A 17,480-nucleotide genomic window follows, 5' to 3' on the forward strand; every position below is an offset into this window, starting at 1 on the left:
CCCGTTTTTTACAGGAGCCTTTCCCATGTCTCAAAACCATCTGATGCACCCGCGCGTTGCCAACAACCATGCCGACAACGGATATTTCCCGACCGATGACGCAACCTTGGCCGGCATTGCCGCACGGCTCGACATCGGCGGCGGCGATATCCGCATTTTCGATCCCTGCTGCGGTACCGGTGCGGCTTTGGCCAAGCTGTCCGAGCATCTGTCGGCCTGCGGTTCGTTGTGCCGCAGTTTCGGCGTGGAACTGGATGCGGAACGTGCGGCCGATGCTTCGGCCGTGCTCGGCCACGTTGTCCGTGCCGACATCGAAGACTGCCTGTTGCAGCCCAAGACCGTCGGCCTATTGTTCCTCAATCCTCCTTACGGTTATGCCAACCGCGACCAATTGTCGTCCGACAGCGGGCGACGGCTGGAACAGCTGTTTCTCGACCGGACCATGCACGTGTTGCAGGAGGGCGGCATCTTGGTGCTGATCGTGCCGGTGCAGTCGCTGAGCGAATCCTTTACCCGGGAAATCGCTTCACGCTTTACGGAACTGCGGATGTACCGAGCTGCCGTGGACACCTACAAACAGGTGGTCATCTTCGGCATCAAACCGCGCCTGCGCGCTGAGATCGGCCGGGCTTTAGCCAAGCGGCAGCAAGCAGTGCTGATGCAGCCTGAAAACGCCTTGCCGATACACGAGTCTGCAGCCGACTGCTGCTACGAAGTGCCGCCTTCGCCGGAAAAGCCGTTCCGCCCCATCAGCTTCAAGGTGGAAGCGGCAGGACTGGCCGGAGAACTGGCCACCTTGGGTTCGCAGACCTTGTGGCCGCATTTCGGGCAATGGTTTGCCGAAGCCCTGTCGCCGGACAAACGCCGGCCGCTGTGCGCGCTCGGCCAATGGCACGCCGCCCTGGCGCTGGCCGCCGGCCAGGTCAGCGGTATCGTGACCGCCGCCGACGGCCGCCGCCTGTTGGTCAAAGGCAGCACCTACAAGACCAAGGTAATGACCACAGAGGAGCAGTATGGCGACGACGGCAACATTACCGTGACCACCACCGCGCTCGATCGTTTCGTCCCCAGTATCCGCGCTATCGACCTGACCGTCGGCAGCGACGGTTTCGGCGATGTGCTGACCATCAAATAGGCCTGGACAGGTCTGATATTTCCAACCCGTATTTTCAGGTAGCCTCTGTTGAGGCTACCTGAAAATTTCATCAACCCTGCGAGGGACTTCATGCAGGCGGCTTGCCTGACACCCAGGCCGTCTGCATGAATTGCTTCGGCAATCCGGCCGGCAGTCCGCAACTGCTTCGGTACAACCGTTAAACAGTACCGCCCGCATCCGTGCGGCCACGGTTTTTTTATCAACCCTGCGGGGCACAGCCTGCCCCGCAACGGGCAGGTTTCCCGCTTTTATTCCATCGGAGACCTGCCATGCAACCGTCTGCAACCTACGAACCCGGCAGCTATATCGTCTGGTTCGACAGTCAGTATGAAACCGCCGAAGCTGCCGCCGAGGCTTTAAACGGTACATCCCTGCCGCCCTTACAGCCCGGACAATCCCCTGAGGACCTTGTCCGCCAAAGGCTGCGTACGCTCGGCTATGCCGAAAACCTGCTGTCCGTACTCGAGCCCGTGGCCGAGTACGTGGCCAATGAAAACCGTCACGGCTCCGGGCCGAGCCGCTGCTATAACAGCCATACCGCAGCGGTGTTCATCCCGCCGCAGGCGGATACCCGGGCCTGGCTGGATGCTTTCTGCCGGCCGGACTTCACCCGGCAATTGTCGGACGAAGAGGCGGCGAAAGTGTTCGTCGGTGTGATGGAAGGCCGGACGCTCGGCTACTGCCTGGCCGTCTGCGCCGTCGAATCCGCCATGCCCGACGAAAACGATCCCTTCCTGCTGGTTCCGGCAGCCGCTTTGCCCGGCTACGACGATTTGGCCTACCTGCTCAAAGACGTGGAATACGCCGAGGGCAACTATGCCACCGTGCTGGCGCAGACCCTGTCGGCAGCGGATGCGCAATGGCTGTACGCGCGCAACCGCGAAACCGTATTCAACTGGATGATGAACCGGGGACTGGCCCTGCACGACTTCGGCTACAACGCCGACGTGGTGCTGGAACAGCCTGAAAAAGTCCGTTGGGAACTGGTTTACCGCTGGGCCTGCGATACCGTCAAAACCTACTTGGACAAACTGAAATAGGCCGTCTGGATTTTTCTGAAAGCACTTGTTACCTGAAATGTGCGCCGGTTGTCCGGCGGTAACTTTTTTCCACCCCGAGGGGCCGTTTCCGCCCTTCGGGGCGGACCGGCTCCGTTTTTATAGGAGCTTTATCATGCCTAACCATGTTACCAACCAAATCACCGTCACCGGTCCGGCCGAATCACTGGCCGCCTTACGGGCAGCCCTACTGGTCCCCGGCGAAGCCGACAGTTACGGCCGAGATGATCTGCCTCAGGTAATCGTTGATTTCAACGGCATCCTCCCAATGCCGGCATCCCTGCATCTCGAATTCGGTTCTGCCACCTACCGGGCAGAAATATGGAATGCCTTGGCCGACGATCTGCCGATTACCGGCGAGGAGGCGGCCAAGCTGCATTGCATCGACCGTATCCGGGAGTTGACGACCGGTTATTTGGACTGGGAAACCGCCACCGTAGGCCGCCTGAAAGAAGTGTTCGGGCAGTATCCGGGATTGGCGGAACAATGCGGGCTCGATCTGCACTACGCCGAACAGATCAAACGCAACATCGAACTGTACGGCAGCCCGACTTGGTATGAATGGTGCAACCGCAACTGGGGTACCAAGTGGAATGCCTACCACCAGCATATCGGCTATTTGGACGAGGGAGAACTGTATCTTGAGTTCGATACTGCCTGGTCACCACCAGAGCCGGTATACGAAGCCATTGCTGACCGCTTTCCTGATCTACACCTGGAAATCCGTTACATTGATGAAGGAGGAGGTTTTGCTGGTACATATGAAATCAAGGATGGCGTGCTACAAGACTATCCCTGCTCTGATAAGGAGTTCCGCATGTTCGCCGAAGAACATTTCGGCTGGGATTATTCGGAAGACGACGATGAGGAATGAGGCCGTCCGGACAGGCTGCCTGAAAGCAGACGGCGCGAGCTTCTGCAACGCAGAAACTCAGTGTAGCTGATGGCAATTCCTTTCTTTTTTTCAACCCTTGGCGGGAAAACCCCGCCGGGGTTTCTCCTGCCTGTTTTAGGAGAAACCCTATGACAACCGACAAGCAACCCCGCTTTACGGCGGAAACCGATTCGTACGACGGCCGAAAAAAGTTGGTCCTGCACCTGCCTCCGGGCAGCCCGCAATTGGACGACTTTTGGCGCAGCGACGAGCACGACTTCGAGTTACCCGATGCCTGTATCGAAATCGATATGGAAAAACTGCATCAGGCTTTGGCCGTTGTCCGCGCACACCCGTGGCTGTTCGAGCACGTCGCCATCGGCATCGCCGTCTATTCGGACGGTTATGAAGGAAAACTGCGTCAGAGCCGTTTGGAAATTACCTCGTACGGTCAAAACGGCTGCCTGATTTTCTATGTGCGGTTCGTCAATGATTGGACGGGAACGGACTATACCTTCGATGCCGGCGCATACTGGCCGGTAGAGGACGGTCGCGACCTGTACCAGTATTTGAAGGAACGACTGGGATTGCAGCCTGAAAACCGGCCGCAATCCGGGCAATAAAACAGACGGCTGCCTTTGAGGCAGCCGTTTTTATTTGGCATTCCAAAACAGATTCGGCAGCCGTTTTCAGGCTGCCGAATATACTCACCGAGACCTTTGCAAAAATAGTCTGTTAACGAAATTTGACGCATAAAAATGCGCCAAAAAATTTTAAATTGCCTAAAACCTTCCTAATATTGAGCAAAAAGTAGGAAAAATCAGAAAAGTTTTGCATTTTGAAAATGAGATTAAGCATAAAATTTTAGTAACCTATGTTATTGCAAAGGTCTCTGCCTGTTTGTTTCTTAAGGCGAATCCACAGGTAAAGCGTGTTTCTTGACAAGTTAAACGTTGCTGCGGTTTGGCTGATGTTTTTGCATTGTTCGTAATAGTTTAAAGCTTTGCTTCTTAAGTCCGCAGAATATGCCATGGTTAGACCTTCACTGTTGAGTGTTGTACTATTTTGTTTTTAATTGATTATAATGTCCAAAGCCCGATAGTGTTTTCCGACAAGAAGCGTCTTTATTACGGCCTAGATTTTTCTGTTAGCCAAGTCTGAAATACCTGTATAGGCAAGTAAAACCCGCCGCCAACAAATGCAACAATTGGTTACACATTTTTTGCTCTTAATACCTAATCTATTGTTTTGAAATGATTACTTCTATACGGTCGACAAATTGGTTTTTTCAACGTAGAATGCCGTGTAAGAAATACAAATGGTCGAAACGATGAATACAAAACCTGTTTTAGTAGATTTATTTTGCGGATGCGGCGGCTTCGGTTTAGGAGCCGAACTTGCGGGATTTTACACCATTGCGGCTATCGATATAGATCCCACTCTCCAATCCGCCTATAAAAATAATTTTCCTCATACAAAAGTACTGAATAAAGATTTGTCCTTGTTGGACGAAAATGGCTGGCGCCATATTTTAGGGCGGCAAAAAATCGACGGTGTGATAGGAGGACCGCCTTGCCAAGGATATTCGAGAATGGGGATTGGTGATGTTAATGATCCGAGAAGAAAACTGCTGGAAGATTTTTTCAGGCACGTCAATATACTAGACCCGAAATTTTTCGTAATGGAGAATGTTGAGGGTCTGATCGACAAACGCAATTTACCACAACTGAATAAAGCACTTTCCATCGTAAATAAAAAGTACACATTAATTGGCCCCCTCATTGTCGATGCTTCTGACTGCGGCGTTCCTACAAAACGTCGGCGGGTGATTATTGTGGGTTATGATAAAGCACACTTTGATTCCTTATCTGAAAGCCATTTCAGATTTACTTTGCCTAAAGTCAATGTTGCCGATGCCATTAAAGACCTTCCGGCACCTATTCCCCATTCTGATTCGGGGCACGATTGGGGGTTTTCTGCCTACCCTGAAGCTTCCGAACTATCTGAATATGCGCGGCAAATGAGAAACCCCGCTCCAAAAGGATTAGGGTTGTCAGATGCAATAAAAAAACACGCGGCAGGAGAGGTATCGGGATTGTTTGCCACCGTCCATTCTCCGACGGTTGCCGAACGCTATAAAAAGATCAATCCCGGGGAAACAGATCCCGTCAGCCGTTCCAAAAAACTATCATGGAACGGCTTATGCCCGACATTAAGGGCGGGGACCGGATCGGATAAAGGAAGTTTCCAATCCGTCCGGCCACTTCATCCGGAAGAAGGCCGCGTTATTACGGTCAGAGAAGCAGCACGGCTACAAGGATTCCCGGATTGGTTTACATTCCATCCGACAAAATGGCATAGTTTCAGAATGATTGGGAATAGTGTTTCTCCTATTGTGTCGAAACAGATTTTAAGTGTCATCCATCAAAAACTGAATAAGAAATAATCGCTATGAAAAACAGCAATATGATTGAAATCAGTACAGGTCTTGAACCTAATTTCCTGCAGGATATTTTAACCAAAGATATTTCCACATTAGACGCACTCTATGATTTGGTTGACAATTCTATCGATGCGGCAAGAAATAGCATTATCAAAAATGGAAACTATGAAAAAGATGTGATGGGCCTGCCGAAGTCATATGAAGGGTATAAAGTGCACATAGATATCTCACCGGAATCTATCTGCATAGAAGACAACTGTTTTGGTATGCAAAAAGAAACATTGACCAATGATGCTTTCTATATAGCAAGGCAATCCCAACATCAATACGGTATCGGCCAATACGGTATTGGTTTGAAACGGTCACTATTGAAAATGGGAGAACAATACCATTTTTTTATTGACAATGGTCGACAATGTTGAGACCTTTGCAAAATTCCCCCCAATCCCCTAAATTTCCACCCAAGACATTTAGGGGATTTCTCATGAGCACCTTCTTCCGGCAAACCGCCCAAGCCATGATCGCCAAACACATTGACCGCTTCCCACTATTGAAGTTGGATCAGGTGATTGATTGGCAACCGATCGAGCAATACCTGAATCGTCAAAGAACCCGTTACCTCCGAGACCGCCGGGGCCGTCCCGCCTATCCCCTGTTGTCCATGTTCAAAGCCGTCCTGCCCGGACAATGGCACAGCCTCTCCGATCCCGAGCTCGAACACAGCCTCATCACCCGCATCGACTTCAACCTGTTTTGCCGTTTCGACGAACTGAGCATCCCCGATTACGGCACCTTATGCCGCTACCGCAACCGGCGGCGCAAGACGACACCCTGTCCGAATTGCTAAAACTGATTAACCGCCAACTGACCGGAAAAGGCCTAAAAATAGAGAAAGCATCCGCCGCCGTCATTGACGCCGCCATTATTCAGACCGCCGGCGGCAAACAGCGTCAGGCCATAGAGGCCGATGACGAAGGACAAGCCAGCGGCCAAACCACACCGGGCAAAGACAAAGATGCCCGCCGGACAAAGAAAAACGGCCTCTACAAACCCGGTTACAAACAACATACCCGTACCGATGGGGAAGGCTATATCGAGAAACTGCACATCACTCCCGCCAATACCCATGAGTGCAACCACCTGTCACCTTTGCCGGAAGGGATAGCCGAAGGTATGACCGTCTATGCCGACAAAGGCTGCGACAGTAAGGAAAACCGGCAACATCCGGAAGAGCATCGGTTGCCGGACGGCATTATGCGCAAAGCCTGCCGCAACCGTCCGCTGACGGAAGTGCAAACCAAACGTAATCGCTATTTGTCGAAAACCCGTTATGTGGTCGAACAGGGTTTTGGAACGTTGCACCGTAAATTCCGCTATGCCCGGGCAGCCTATTTCGGGCTGATTAAAGTGAGTGCGCAAAGCCATCTGAAGGCGGTGTGTTTGAACCTGTTGAAAGCGTCTAACAGGCTAAGTGTGCCTGTTGCCGCCTAAAAGGCGGCTCGGATGCCTGATTATCAGGTATCCGGGGAGAAAAAAAGGGAGATTGGGAACAAAAAACAGCCGGAAGCCTGGGTTTGGGCTTCGGCTGTTGGGTGGAGGGGGATTTTTGCAAAGGTCTCTCACCGACAAAGAAGCCTGCCAGTGTTCGATTTCTGCTACTTTTTGGGTATACTCAAAAAGAATATTGAAAAAAACAGTTCTTTTTGTATTGCATACGCACTTAAAAAGTAGTAGCATAAACTATGGACTTAAAAAATACAGGTATTAGCAAGACGGCCCGAATCTATTTCCGGGTTTCAACCGACGAACAAAATTTAGAACGTCAGCATCAATTGATCGAGCGAGCAAAGGCACAAGGATTTTATATTGCCGGTATTTACTCAGAAAAAGCATCTGGCGTTAATCCTGATCGCTCAGAATTACGCCGCTTGATTAACGATCTGCAAACCGGTGACTGGGTAATCGCTGAAAGTATCGACCGCATTACCAGATTGCCACCTGCAGAGGCAGAACGACTGATTGATGAGATCACTGCTAAGGGAGCAAAAATCCAAGTTCCAGAAATTTTCGATTTTGAAGAACTGGGTGTTTTCTTTGAACAAGATGGCTCATTACCTGGCTATTTGTTACAACCCCTATTGGCCGCTCTGCAAAAGATGTTCCTACGTATTGCATTAAATATGTCGCACCAGGACTGGGCTGTGCGCAAACGGCGGCAGAAAGAGGGAATAGCCCTAGCTAAACGGCGCGGTGGTTATCAGGGACGACAACCTGACAAGTCGCTACATGAGAAAATCATTAAACTGCGCCTACAAGGATTCAGTATTACTCAAACAGCGCAGACACTTGGCTGCAGCGTATCCACAGTAAACCGGGTTAGTCGACAACACAAGAAAAGAACAGGTACGCTTGATGAAAATCAGCCTAGTATTTTCAGGCAGCCTGTCACAAAGATAGATAAAGGGCAGACAGAATAAAGTCTCTGCCTGCCTTGTTTGAACGTAGAGTTGATTATGGTCGCTCCGCGATATCCTTGCTCGGGCGGAAGCACAGCGTCTGCCGTGTCCGGTCACAGTTCTTCGATGTGAAGACGTAACGCTGGTTGGAGAGCCTCGGGTAGTCCGGATTGCGGCGGATATAGCCCCACTCCAACATTTGCTGATGGGTTACACCGTGAGGGTCGCAAGTATTGCAATGCGGTTTAGCATTGGGCAGAACCCGGTCTGTTTGGCGATTTAGATTCTGCACTCCCTTATCTACCTGAGTGGCTACGGCATTGAGCGGATTATCCGACCAGTTAATGCTGCCGTCCGGATTGGTGGAACAGGCGGTCAACAGAACCAAGGCAAGGATTGATGCGGAATATTTCAGTTTCATAGTTGCAACTCCTTTATGATGGTTTGGATATGCGGCTACCTGTCAGATGTTGATAAAAGGTCGCCTTAACGAAATCATTATCCAAATGCGTGTACATCTGTGTGGTGGCCACACTGCTATGTCCAAGTAGGATCTGTACAAAACGCAAGTCATGTGTCTGCCGGATAAAATGTGTAGCACAGGAATGCCTGAGCATATGCGGGGTCAGCCGGAACTTATCCTTTAATAACTCGTGTGCCAAGTTATGCAAATGCTGTCGGACGGTACATGTCGTCAGTTTGTCACCATACCGGCTGGTAAACAAATAATCTACTTTGATTTTAACTAACGATGTGTTGCGGGCCTGCAGGTACTCCCTGATGCGCTCAATAACGCACTCCGTAACTGGGACTAATCTTGTTTTATTACCTTTACCTGTCACTCTGACTTGTTTTTGACTAAAGTAAAGATCGGACAAAGTCAGAGAGGTTACTTCGGAAACCCGCAATCCAGAATAGATCATCAGTTCGAACATGCAGATATTACGCAAGTACATCCACTGAGGTTGTCGACGGATAGGCGGAGTATCAAGGATTTTATCCAGTATCGGCATGTCGACTGCTTTGGGAAGCGTTTCCGGCAGTTTTGGCAAATCAAACTTGAACCGGTCATAAGCAATGTCCAAGACATCGATTTTGACTAGATAACGAACCCAGCTGCGCCAAGCACTGATATAGCGTCGGATGGTATGTGCGCTTAAGTCCGGATTACTGCCCTGCCTAACCACGACTGTCTCCAGTAAGATAGACTCCGTACAAGCTTCTTTAAAATCAGTAAGGGTTTTACTGCCGGGTAGAGCTCCCAACAACTCGGCAAACTGCCTCAAGTTGTTTCCATATCCTTCGATCGTCCCGTCTGCCATACACCTAGTTCGGCAATAATCCAAAAACGACTGGATGTGTTGATGTAATTGCGTAGCTATTTCAGACTTTAACATATTGGCCTCTTTATGAAAATTGGAAAGCGGCAGATTTTGCCAATATGTAGTCTAAGCAAGTTTAATACAGGTTGCTGGTATGGGACTGATATGCGTCGCCGTCCGCATTGGGTTTGATCCGTCTAGGTCGCTGGCTCTCAGCTTGTACGATACTAAGGCCGTCTGTTATATGGGAGGTCGTATGGTTTGAAGAAGGAGTTTTCCGTTTGAACTCTATGTACAATGCTGTAACATTACGGACATAATGCTGCGTTTCAGCAATATTCGGTACACGATTTCCAGCCTGCCTTACTCTCCGGGGGCCAGCATTGTAGGCTGCAAGAGCCAAATCCAATCGACCAAATTGGTTGTACATTTGGCGCAGGTAACGTGCCCCTGTACGAATAGAAACCTCCGGAATAAACAATTGGGAAGGATGCACGCGCATCCCCAAGGCGGTTGTCGGCATAATCTGGGTTAGTCCACTAGCTTTAACAGGGGATACGGCCTGATGGTTATATCTGCTTTCGTAAGCGATCATGGCTTTTAATAACTCCGGTTCTACGCCTTCCTGCCTGGCAATATGCTCGATGGCTGGGGCATGCTGCCAATAATTTGTAATCATACGGCGGCATGCAGGTGTATTAGAACGACCTTTTAGGCAATCTGAAACACCATCCGATAAGGTGGTGGGGCTAATAAAAAGTAATAGCAGAGTAAGCCAAAAATAATTCAGTCTCATGAATAAAAAAGGAATATGTAATGTTTGACCAACATAATTCTTCATCTTTTAATGACAGATCGTTAGATATGAATCGGCATACTAGTCAGATTTTTTCTCATGAATCTCATAATATTTGGCATTATACAAATGCCAACCCATTTAGAAATATCGACATCTCTGACTCTAATTATTCATCCCTCTCTCATCAGAGAGTAATGAAATCTTTCGTTAGTCAGACAAAAAAAATAGGTATAGAAGAGATTATAGACACTCTAGGTAATAATAAATGGTTGCGATATGCACTACTATTCGCACTTGCATTAGTGATAATATCATTGTATTTTTGAATAAATACAAATATGTCAAATATTTATTTAAAAAGGAATGTTAAATGTTAAAACAGGGACTTAAATATTTATCTAGCACCATTTTACTTACATTATGTACTATTTCTTTATGCTCAGCAGCTAGAGGGATTTCGAATAGTACGGAACAATCTGAGCGTGGGGACTTAATTATCGATCATGTTGCCTGCACCTTGGCTGACGGCAGGCACTTATTGGTGCATCCTACCCCTAAAGATTATTCAACTCATCCTTGGCAGGCCGATATTGGACAAGATGCATCCATGATCAGACTGCGCAGGGGATTTTATAACTACGTGGAGGATGGCAATACTAAAATGGACTATCGATTCACACAAGGCAGGCTAAAATACCATATCCATTTTGATTATGATAGTTTTCGTGAAGATCGTAGTAAAGGATATATTATTATCAGAAATGGAAATAGAATAATCTCCCATATCCCCTGCAAAACAGTTCCAAAATTTTGGGCGGAATAGTTTTCAAGATATAATATGAATATTTTACAATGTTATTTAGATTGTTTCATTGATAGTTACGTAAAATTTCCTGCATCTCTTTAATCCTTGTTACGTTCATATTCTCAAGGCACTCTATTTGCCCAGTTGCACTTCTCCCGTAATAGCGGCAATTGGCATTCCTATAATCAATCCACTTTCTCTGAACAGTACTAAACCATTGAAACTCATTGGCTGGCATACCGCGTTGCATTCTATGATATATACGATTCATTTGTAATTTTGTTTGATTATATCTAGCCTCTAACTGCTGTAACTGCTCATCATTACTTATGCCTGGACCAGCAAAGGAGTTAACTGAAATAAACAATAGTAAAAAGTATATTTTTTTTTGCATTATTATCCCTTAGAGAAAATATTTTCTACGATGCTGTTTAAATTCAGGAGCCTCAACCATCTCGCCTTTTTCAATTATACCATTATGGTTCGTATCCCATACTGAATTCAATCTGTATGCTGGTGATCCTTTCCTATATCCATACCCTGAAACAGTAGTATAAAGATTGGCAATATTAGTTGCCTTATCTGCTCTAAACCCACGATCTTTAAAATATTTCTCTACAAATTCCATTTGTTTTTCAAATGGTAGGTTACCAAGCTGATCCCTAGTCATACCCCAATACAAATTATCTTCTCTTCCGTCTGCAATATCTGTAAATTGGATTAATCCTGTTCCTGAAGAGTATGGATTTCGTATATTTGTGCTGAATGTTCCAGCCGTCTCGAAAGAAATAACAGCAGCCAAATCATTAGGGTTTGCCCCTATATTCCTAGCCACTCGTTCAATTATTGAAGCCTTTTCAGGTGTAAACCCACTGATATTAGTTGCATATGAATGCTGGGAGTGTGTATTCGATTCTACTGATTGCCCTAACGTCCCAGTCGTATTAGAGAAACCTTTAAACCGAACTACTACAGGTGTAATTCTTCCCGACTCTATAGCATCTTGGTATGTTTTTCCTGGTGCCCCCCACTTACGCTCCTGTTCAAAATCAGAAACCCATTTTCCAGTATGCGCATTATAGATGGCTACGTGACCAGGGGCATTAGGTTTATTTGGATTAACAAGGGAAACCACATCACCATGTTGGAATTGCATATTCTTATCAAAAGGAATGCGTTCATATTGACCGCTAGAAAGTAATCTAGCTGCAACATCTTTCCCATCTCCCAGTCCTGTACCCTTACCAAATGGATTCATACCACTATCATCCAGTATCAGGCGTACATTCAAGGCACAGTCGCCATCACCATACTGTTTATGCCCTCTCCACTCTCTTGCTACATGACCGTTTGCATAATCCCTATAAGTAAACCCGTGTTCATGTCGATTTTGGAATGCAGCATCGAGTTTTGTATAATTAGAGTTAGATAAACTATTATGTTTTTCCGTATCTATCCTATTATCGGATGATGGCATACTCTCATGTCCACGATGCGGTAGGCCATGTTGGCCTGTTGAGGAGCTTCCTGTTGTAACCGAATCATGTGACCGTGATGTTGCTGTTTGTAAAGTAGCTGTATGATGTGCTGGTTTATGCCCTATCACTTCCTCAATTGGCTTGCCATCAATTGTCTTTGTTGCATCAGACATATTAAACCCTTCCATCAATTTTCTATTAGCAACCACTTGGTTGATTTTTTCATTTAATTCAGGATCAAGGGTTGCTGCTGGCATTCCATCTTTACTATCGCTTGTGCTACCGAACATATCTCGCAAAACCCTACCACCACCAAATGATGCCGCATCTAATGCACTGGTTATGTAACCAAATGTAGCCCCAGCATAGTCTCCTTGATCCAATTGCTCTCCTGCACTATGCCATGCACTCCATGCACCCGTTTGGGAGTAATCTAAGAATTTTCGCATAGCACCTCTCTCATTAAGCTCCTTCGTAACATTGTTATTAAATTCAGTCATCTCTGCCATTTTGGCACGGTTATAGGCCAAAATTTTCTGCCTATCCTCCAATGACAGATTATTTTGCTCCTTGCCATCACTATTATGGTGTGTCGCAAATGCCGATTCCGTACGACCATGCGGATTGGCCTCCTCCAACGCTTCCTTGTTACCCAGCGGCGCAGCAAACTTACCAATACCTTCTGCCCGATCAGCAGATATCTGAGCATCAAAGGCCTCTTGGTTACTACTATGTAACTTATTTGCATTTGTATGTACGGCCAATGCTCCTGCGGATAGATTATGATAGGCTTGGGCATGGGCTGATGGATTAGCAGACGTCATACCGTGGATGGCAGCAAGAGCAGCTGCTTGTTCGTTGCTTGATCCAGTGTACAGACGGGTTAATGTGTTGAAGTATTCGCTATTATTACCAATAGCATTTTGCAATGCTGCCCCAGCAGCTCTATCGTATTTAGCTGCTTCAGTCGCACCTGCGGACAAGCGATTTTGTGTAACAGCTGCACTGGTAGGCTCAAGCAACGAGTCAAATGCAGTGCGATTGATACTACTGCTGAACCCATGACTAGTGGTGCTACTGGTTGCGTGTTCGATACTGCGCATTTCTTCCCTAGCATCAGACAAACCTTGCTGGACAGAGTGACTAATCTGATGAGAGTCGAGCTTACCGAATGCAGTCTGAATACCCTCAGTATCATCTAATCGAGTGCCAACTTTCATATCATGGCTTTGACCATTGCTGTCGGTATAGGTAACTGTATCTTTAACCTCCCCACCAACACCGGCAGTAATAATTTTCCCGCCTGAGGCACCCACTACAAACGACTCTCCCGACTGAACAGCATGATCACCCTGACGGGCAATACGTGCAATATCTTCACCACTCTCAGTTTTTGCATACACCATGCCGGTAGTTTTTACTATGCCATCACTATCAATTTCTGCCAATGTACGGCTTTCTGTTGCGCCTTCCATCATCTGTATCTTAGACGAGACCGCATGGCGAGCACTTTCGATAGAGTCCTGGCTGGTCTGTAAGTTAATAGAGCCAGGATTAGATGCATCCGCATTATGAACAAGGTTCTGGTTGAAATTATCCGTAGTCAACACTCCACCCGCTGAACTATTAGCAATCATTCGAGCAGTACCGATAACTTCCGATTGATCCAGCTTCGGTGCGGCTTTATCCTCATCGACAAAGTCTTTGCCAACCATATTGGCGCGCTGTGCCAATTGCACCAAACCATAGATAGATGCACTCATCAATGACAACATGACCAGTGGTACGGATGACATCATAGTGGATGCTGAGGCCAACATATCTTGGGTTCCATCAAAGATGCTGCTGATTACTGTTGGCGAATAAACTCTGGACGGTTCACCGGAAGCGGCAATCGTCAAAACCAAATCACGCATTCGGTTGTTATAGCTCTGCAGCATATAGTAAGCGATAGCACTATTCAGCGGCAGCCAGGAATTTATCCAAGCGGCGAACATCAGGTAGCCGCCCATAATGCGGATACCGTTCCAACCCATAACCAAAATGATGAAAATCATGATCGGGGACATCACAATATAAATGAACATCAAGACATTCATACTATGCCCCATAAAATTCTGAAACAAAGATGCCTCGCCGGCCGCATCAATAGCGGAACGGTTGCGTGCTTCGGTCAGCATAAAGGCTTGTCGTGCACAATTGGCGTCATTGCTGCCGATACAGCTTTGCACGATATGTGAAAAAATCATATTGGCTTCGATTTCAGCCACGCTGACTGAATTGCCGGCAGTAAATACCTGAGCCAAGGCAGCAGGCTGTACCTGACCTTGTTGAATCTGGCTGCGTACGGTATTAAGGATGGCGGTCGGATCGTTTATCCCCATCGCTGCGCCGCTACGGCTGGTATCGCCACTGGCGGCTGCGGCCATGGCTGCCGGTAGTTGATCCAATTCGGATTGTGCGTGCTCATAACGTTTCGCGTCGCTGACACTCCCCCCTTTTACGGTAGCCAGATTTCGATTGTCAGTAGCACTGACAGCTGTTTGTGAATAGTTTTTCCCAGGTAGATTGACTACGTTCTGCACCATCATCAGGGAAATAATCTTGCCGGCATCGGCACAACCAACTAATCCGATAACAGGAGGATCCCCTGCTTTTTCTGCAGGGAGGGCTATTCGTACCATGCCGGTCTGTTTCCCGCGTGCCAACACATTGAAGATCCCCCCTTTATCTGCCTCACCCCAGCGGTTTGACCAATTGCAGGTTTGTGAGGCATTAGCTAAGTTGGCCAACAGTAGGGTGTTTTCCGGGCCTGAAAACTGATTTCGGAGTCTCAGTACGGTTTTCAGAGGGCTAAAGTAACCTTCTGCCCCATGGGTAAGGATACCGCCTTCTGGAGCAGTAGTGCCGCCGGTCATGGCACTGTCCGGCATGACCTGCATCCCCGTGTCATACTGTTCGGTCAGCCGTTTGGAGACGTAGGAAAACATCCCCAAGGGGTAGGCCACCCCGATCGGCACGTTATCCACTTTGCGAAAACCAACTGCTCCGCCGGTGGATCCGCCGGTGGCATCATAGTAGGATGCTACCCACACCGAAGTTTTGGGGATAAACAACGCAGATACGATGATAATCATCAGGAAGTTATTGACCGGCTGCATAGTACGTTTGGTAATAAACTGTACCAGCATCGAGGTCAGTGCCATCATTGCTCCTAGCTGCAACAGGCTGATTAAGGGAGAACCCGTACCTGCGCCGTTGAAAAACATGGCAACTGCATCCAGTCCTTTGGCTAATACATCAATGTCGCCCACCACCCATAATGTCGTAATGTCTTGATCCGCGCCTGCATCGATGGATGCCGGCAGCGCATCCGCCCAAGCCGGCAATTGAATCAGTAACATCCCAATCAGGATTATGATTTTCCCGATACGGGTTCTGCTATGCAAAAATCGACCTAATTTGAACGTGGCTGCGTTGAAATTGAAATGGACGAAGTGGAGAGGGCTGGGCATGATATTTCCCTTTATCAGCGTATTTGGTGTATTTATTATTGAGATAATCCAGAGCTATTACCGGCCAGTAATACCGCCCCTCGCACCATGGTTACGAAATTCCGGTGGGCGGCGGCACGGTTACTACTGTCAGCATAGCGTTCGGCTTGAGCCGTCAATTCAGCCAGTTGTTTTTGTTGGTTGGGCGACAGGCCAACCACACGTTTACCATCAGTGGTAATGTTGGCCGAGTAAGCGATGGAAATGGTCTTATTCATAGCCAATATCATTTCGGCCGCCATCTGCTCGCCGTACAGGTGAGCAGCGGCATCGGCCGCCTGAATGGCAGTCTGGGTACCGCTGCGCGCCGCCTGGCTGAGCACATCAAGGTCCTCTTTAGGCAGGCGTTTGAGGAAGGCGATTTGCTGTTCGGTCAGCTGTTGGCTGTTATCGACAAAATAAGCCATGATCGAACCTTCCTGGATTTGGGATGGTATCGAATCTCCCAGCTTGTTGCCGTCGCCGAAGGCGGTCTGTTTACCAATCAGCAGATTGAGAATATAGCGGTGGGTACCAGGATATTGGGAGTCGGCTGTATTCACTTCCTGGCAGCTGTCGGCTTTGTTGATGTCGAAATCCTTGCATTGATATTCGCTGAGCGCTGCACCGGTCGGCGCGCCGTTAACCAAATCTTTAAACGACCAGATCGGAGCTAGATCTTTATCCACACGCTCGCTGGAACCTTGGACAAATTTTCCACCGGACGAAGAGGAGGCTGCCTTATCACCGGTTAAAACGATTTGCGTACCATACAAGCTCATAGCCATTTGCAGGAAAGCCTTGTCGCCACCGTACGGTCGGGTGTCGATGGCACCATCGCCGGAAGATTTGAATACGCCGGCGGAAACCAAGGTATTCATCATATTGTTGCCATATTCGGTAGATTGATCTGCCGCATCCGTCGGCCGATTGGCATTGCGACCATCGTAGGTACGGCTGTCGTTAGCGGCAGCATAGTCTTTGGCCTTGCCGGAAGAGGCGGCCATTGCGGCTTCGGCCTGCCCCTTACTGTCATCGCCGAAGGCAGACGGGTTGCGGTTGCCACGCAAGTAGTCGATTCCCATGGTGCCGAGTTGGCAGGTATTTTTGGCCTGGCTGTTGATTTTGGTGGTCCAATCCTGCAGGCCAGACATGATGTTCTGACAAGGTGGGCAGAGGTTATCCAGGGCAATCTTGATGGCATAACCTGTACCATTGGCAATGATGGCGCGAACCAAGTTCTGCATGTTTTTTTCCGAAATCATGGAAAAACTGCCAAAATAAGCATCAATGCCGCCACAACCTGCTCCGAGACGTGGTGGATCGAAGGCCATTACATTAAAACTGCGTACCGGTGTACGAACCGATAGACCGCCCAAAGTGCCACCGTAATTATCGTTGACAGCACCAACAGAGGGAGCGGTTTGATTCCACATGGCATCCATGCCACTAGAAACGTCGGCTTGTGCTGTAACGATTGTACCGAGCCATAGTAATAAAGCCAGCATGGTCGGTATGACATATTTCCTAATACCTAAATAATTTTTCATAATTGC

The 17,480-nt window shown here is 48.2% G+C and carries 14 protein-coding genes and 2 pseudogenes; 9 read left to right on the forward strand and 7 right to left on the reverse strand.

Annotation, left to right across the window (positions count from 1 at the left end; genetic code table 11):
* Positions 1 to 25 precede the first annotated feature (25 nt).
* From A7Q00_RS05715 to A7Q00_RS13435, 4 genes are all read left to right on the forward strand, one after another.
* On the forward strand, positions 26 to 1,135 hold the full coding sequence (locus A7Q00_RS05715; protein WP_064089644.1) for a DUF6094 domain-containing protein: 1,110 nt from the start codon (positions 26 to 28) through the stop codon (positions 1,133 to 1,135).
* A 290-nt stretch (positions 1,136 to 1,425) separates the two neighbouring features.
* On the forward strand, positions 1,426 to 2,196 hold the full coding sequence (locus A7Q00_RS05720) for a hypothetical protein (RefSeq protein ID WP_049258619.1): 771 nt from the start codon (positions 1,426 to 1,428) through the stop codon (positions 2,194 to 2,196).
* Between the two features lie 133 nt (positions 2,197 to 2,329).
* Entirely contained in the window at positions 2,330 to 3,088 is a 759-nt protein-coding gene (locus A7Q00_RS05725) for a DUF1281 family ferredoxin-like fold protein (RefSeq protein ID WP_064089645.1), read from the forward strand.
* 149 nt (positions 3,089 to 3,237) lie between these two features.
* Entirely contained in the window at positions 3,238 to 3,711 is a 474-nt protein-coding gene (locus A7Q00_RS13435; protein ID WP_064089646.1) for a hypothetical protein, read from the forward strand.
* 271 nt (positions 3,712 to 3,982) lie between these two features.
* Here A7Q00_RS13435 and A7Q00_RS12825 read toward each other — a convergent pair.
* Positions 3,983 to 4,120, reverse strand: a pseudogene (locus A7Q00_RS12825) (IS630 transposase-related protein); the annotation flags it as partial.
* A 286-nt stretch (positions 4,121 to 4,406) separates the two neighbouring features.
* Here A7Q00_RS12825 and A7Q00_RS05735 point away from each other — a divergent pair.
* From A7Q00_RS05735 to A7Q00_RS05760, 4 genes and pseudogenes are all read left to right on the forward strand, one after another.
* Positions 4,407 to 5,534, forward strand: coding sequence for a DNA cytosine methyltransferase (locus A7Q00_RS05735; RefSeq protein ID WP_245637535.1), 1,128 nt, complete (start codon positions 4,407 to 4,409; stop codon positions 5,532 to 5,534).
* 5 nt (positions 5,535 to 5,539) lie between these two features.
* Entirely contained in the window at positions 5,540 to 5,953 is a 414-nt protein-coding gene (locus tag A7Q00_RS05740; RefSeq protein WP_064089647.1) for an ATP-binding protein, read from the forward strand.
* A 62-nt stretch (positions 5,954 to 6,015) separates the two neighbouring features.
* A pseudogene (locus A7Q00_RS05750) lies at positions 6,016 to 7,022 on the forward strand (IS5 family transposase).
* 251 nt (positions 7,023 to 7,273) lie between these two features.
* Entirely contained in the window at positions 7,274 to 8,008 is a 735-nt protein-coding gene (locus A7Q00_RS05760) for a recombinase family protein (RefSeq protein WP_064089651.1), read from the forward strand.
* Positions 8,009 to 8,042: 34 nt separating this feature from the next.
* Here A7Q00_RS05760 and A7Q00_RS05765 read toward each other — a convergent pair whose 3' ends face one another.
* The 3 genes from A7Q00_RS05765 to A7Q00_RS12830 all read right to left on the reverse strand — a co-directional run bounded on the left by A7Q00_RS05765 (position 8,043) and on the right by A7Q00_RS12830 (position 10,150).
* Positions 8,043 to 8,408, reverse strand: a complete 366-nt coding sequence (locus tag A7Q00_RS05765) for a hypothetical protein (protein ID WP_064089652.1) — start codon at positions 8,406 to 8,408, stop codon at positions 8,043 to 8,045.
* Positions 8,409 to 8,421: 13 nt separating this feature from the next.
* Positions 8,422 to 9,384 (reverse strand): tyrosine-type recombinase/integrase, encoded by a 963-nt coding sequence (locus A7Q00_RS05770; protein ID WP_064089653.1) that lies wholly within the window; start codon positions 9,382 to 9,384, stop codon positions 8,422 to 8,424.
* 61 nt (positions 9,385 to 9,445) lie between these two features.
* A complete protein-coding gene (locus tag A7Q00_RS12830; RefSeq protein WP_218915558.1) occupies positions 9,446 to 10,150 on the reverse strand; it encodes a lytic transglycosylase domain-containing protein in 705 nt (234 codons plus the stop codon).
* Between the two features lie 328 nt (positions 10,151 to 10,478).
* Between A7Q00_RS12830 and A7Q00_RS13445 the strand changes: the two genes are divergently transcribed.
* Positions 10,479 to 10,931, forward strand: a complete 453-nt coding sequence (locus A7Q00_RS13445; RefSeq protein WP_156503756.1) for a hypothetical protein — start codon at positions 10,479 to 10,481, stop codon at positions 10,929 to 10,931.
* 46 nt (positions 10,932 to 10,977) lie between these two features.
* On the opposite strand, the gene A7Q00_RS05775 is transcribed toward A7Q00_RS13445, so the two are convergent.
* From A7Q00_RS05775 to A7Q00_RS05785, 3 genes are read right to left on the reverse strand one after another with little or no spacing between them, the layout of a single operon-like run.
* Positions 10,978 to 11,307, reverse strand: coding sequence for a lysozyme inhibitor LprI family protein (locus tag A7Q00_RS05775; RefSeq protein WP_064089654.1), 330 nt, complete (start codon positions 11,305 to 11,307; stop codon positions 10,978 to 10,980).
* A gap of 9 nt (positions 11,308 to 11,316) precedes the next feature.
* Entirely contained in the window at positions 11,317 to 15,906 is a 4,590-nt protein-coding gene (locus A7Q00_RS05780; protein WP_064089655.1) for a conjugal transfer protein TraG N-terminal domain-containing protein, read from the reverse strand.
* Between the two features lie 35 nt (positions 15,907 to 15,941).
* Complete coding sequence (locus A7Q00_RS05785) at positions 15,942 to 17,474, reverse strand: conjugal transfer protein TraH (RefSeq protein WP_082887766.1); 1,533 nt, start codon at positions 17,472 to 17,474, stop codon at positions 15,942 to 15,944.
* Between the last annotated feature and the right edge of the window lie 6 nt (positions 17,475 to 17,480).

Origin of the sequence: Eikenella halliae, from assembly GCF_001648475.1 — a bacterium.
Lineage (GTDB): Bacteria > Pseudomonadota > Gammaproteobacteria > Burkholderiales > Neisseriaceae > Eikenella > Eikenella halliae.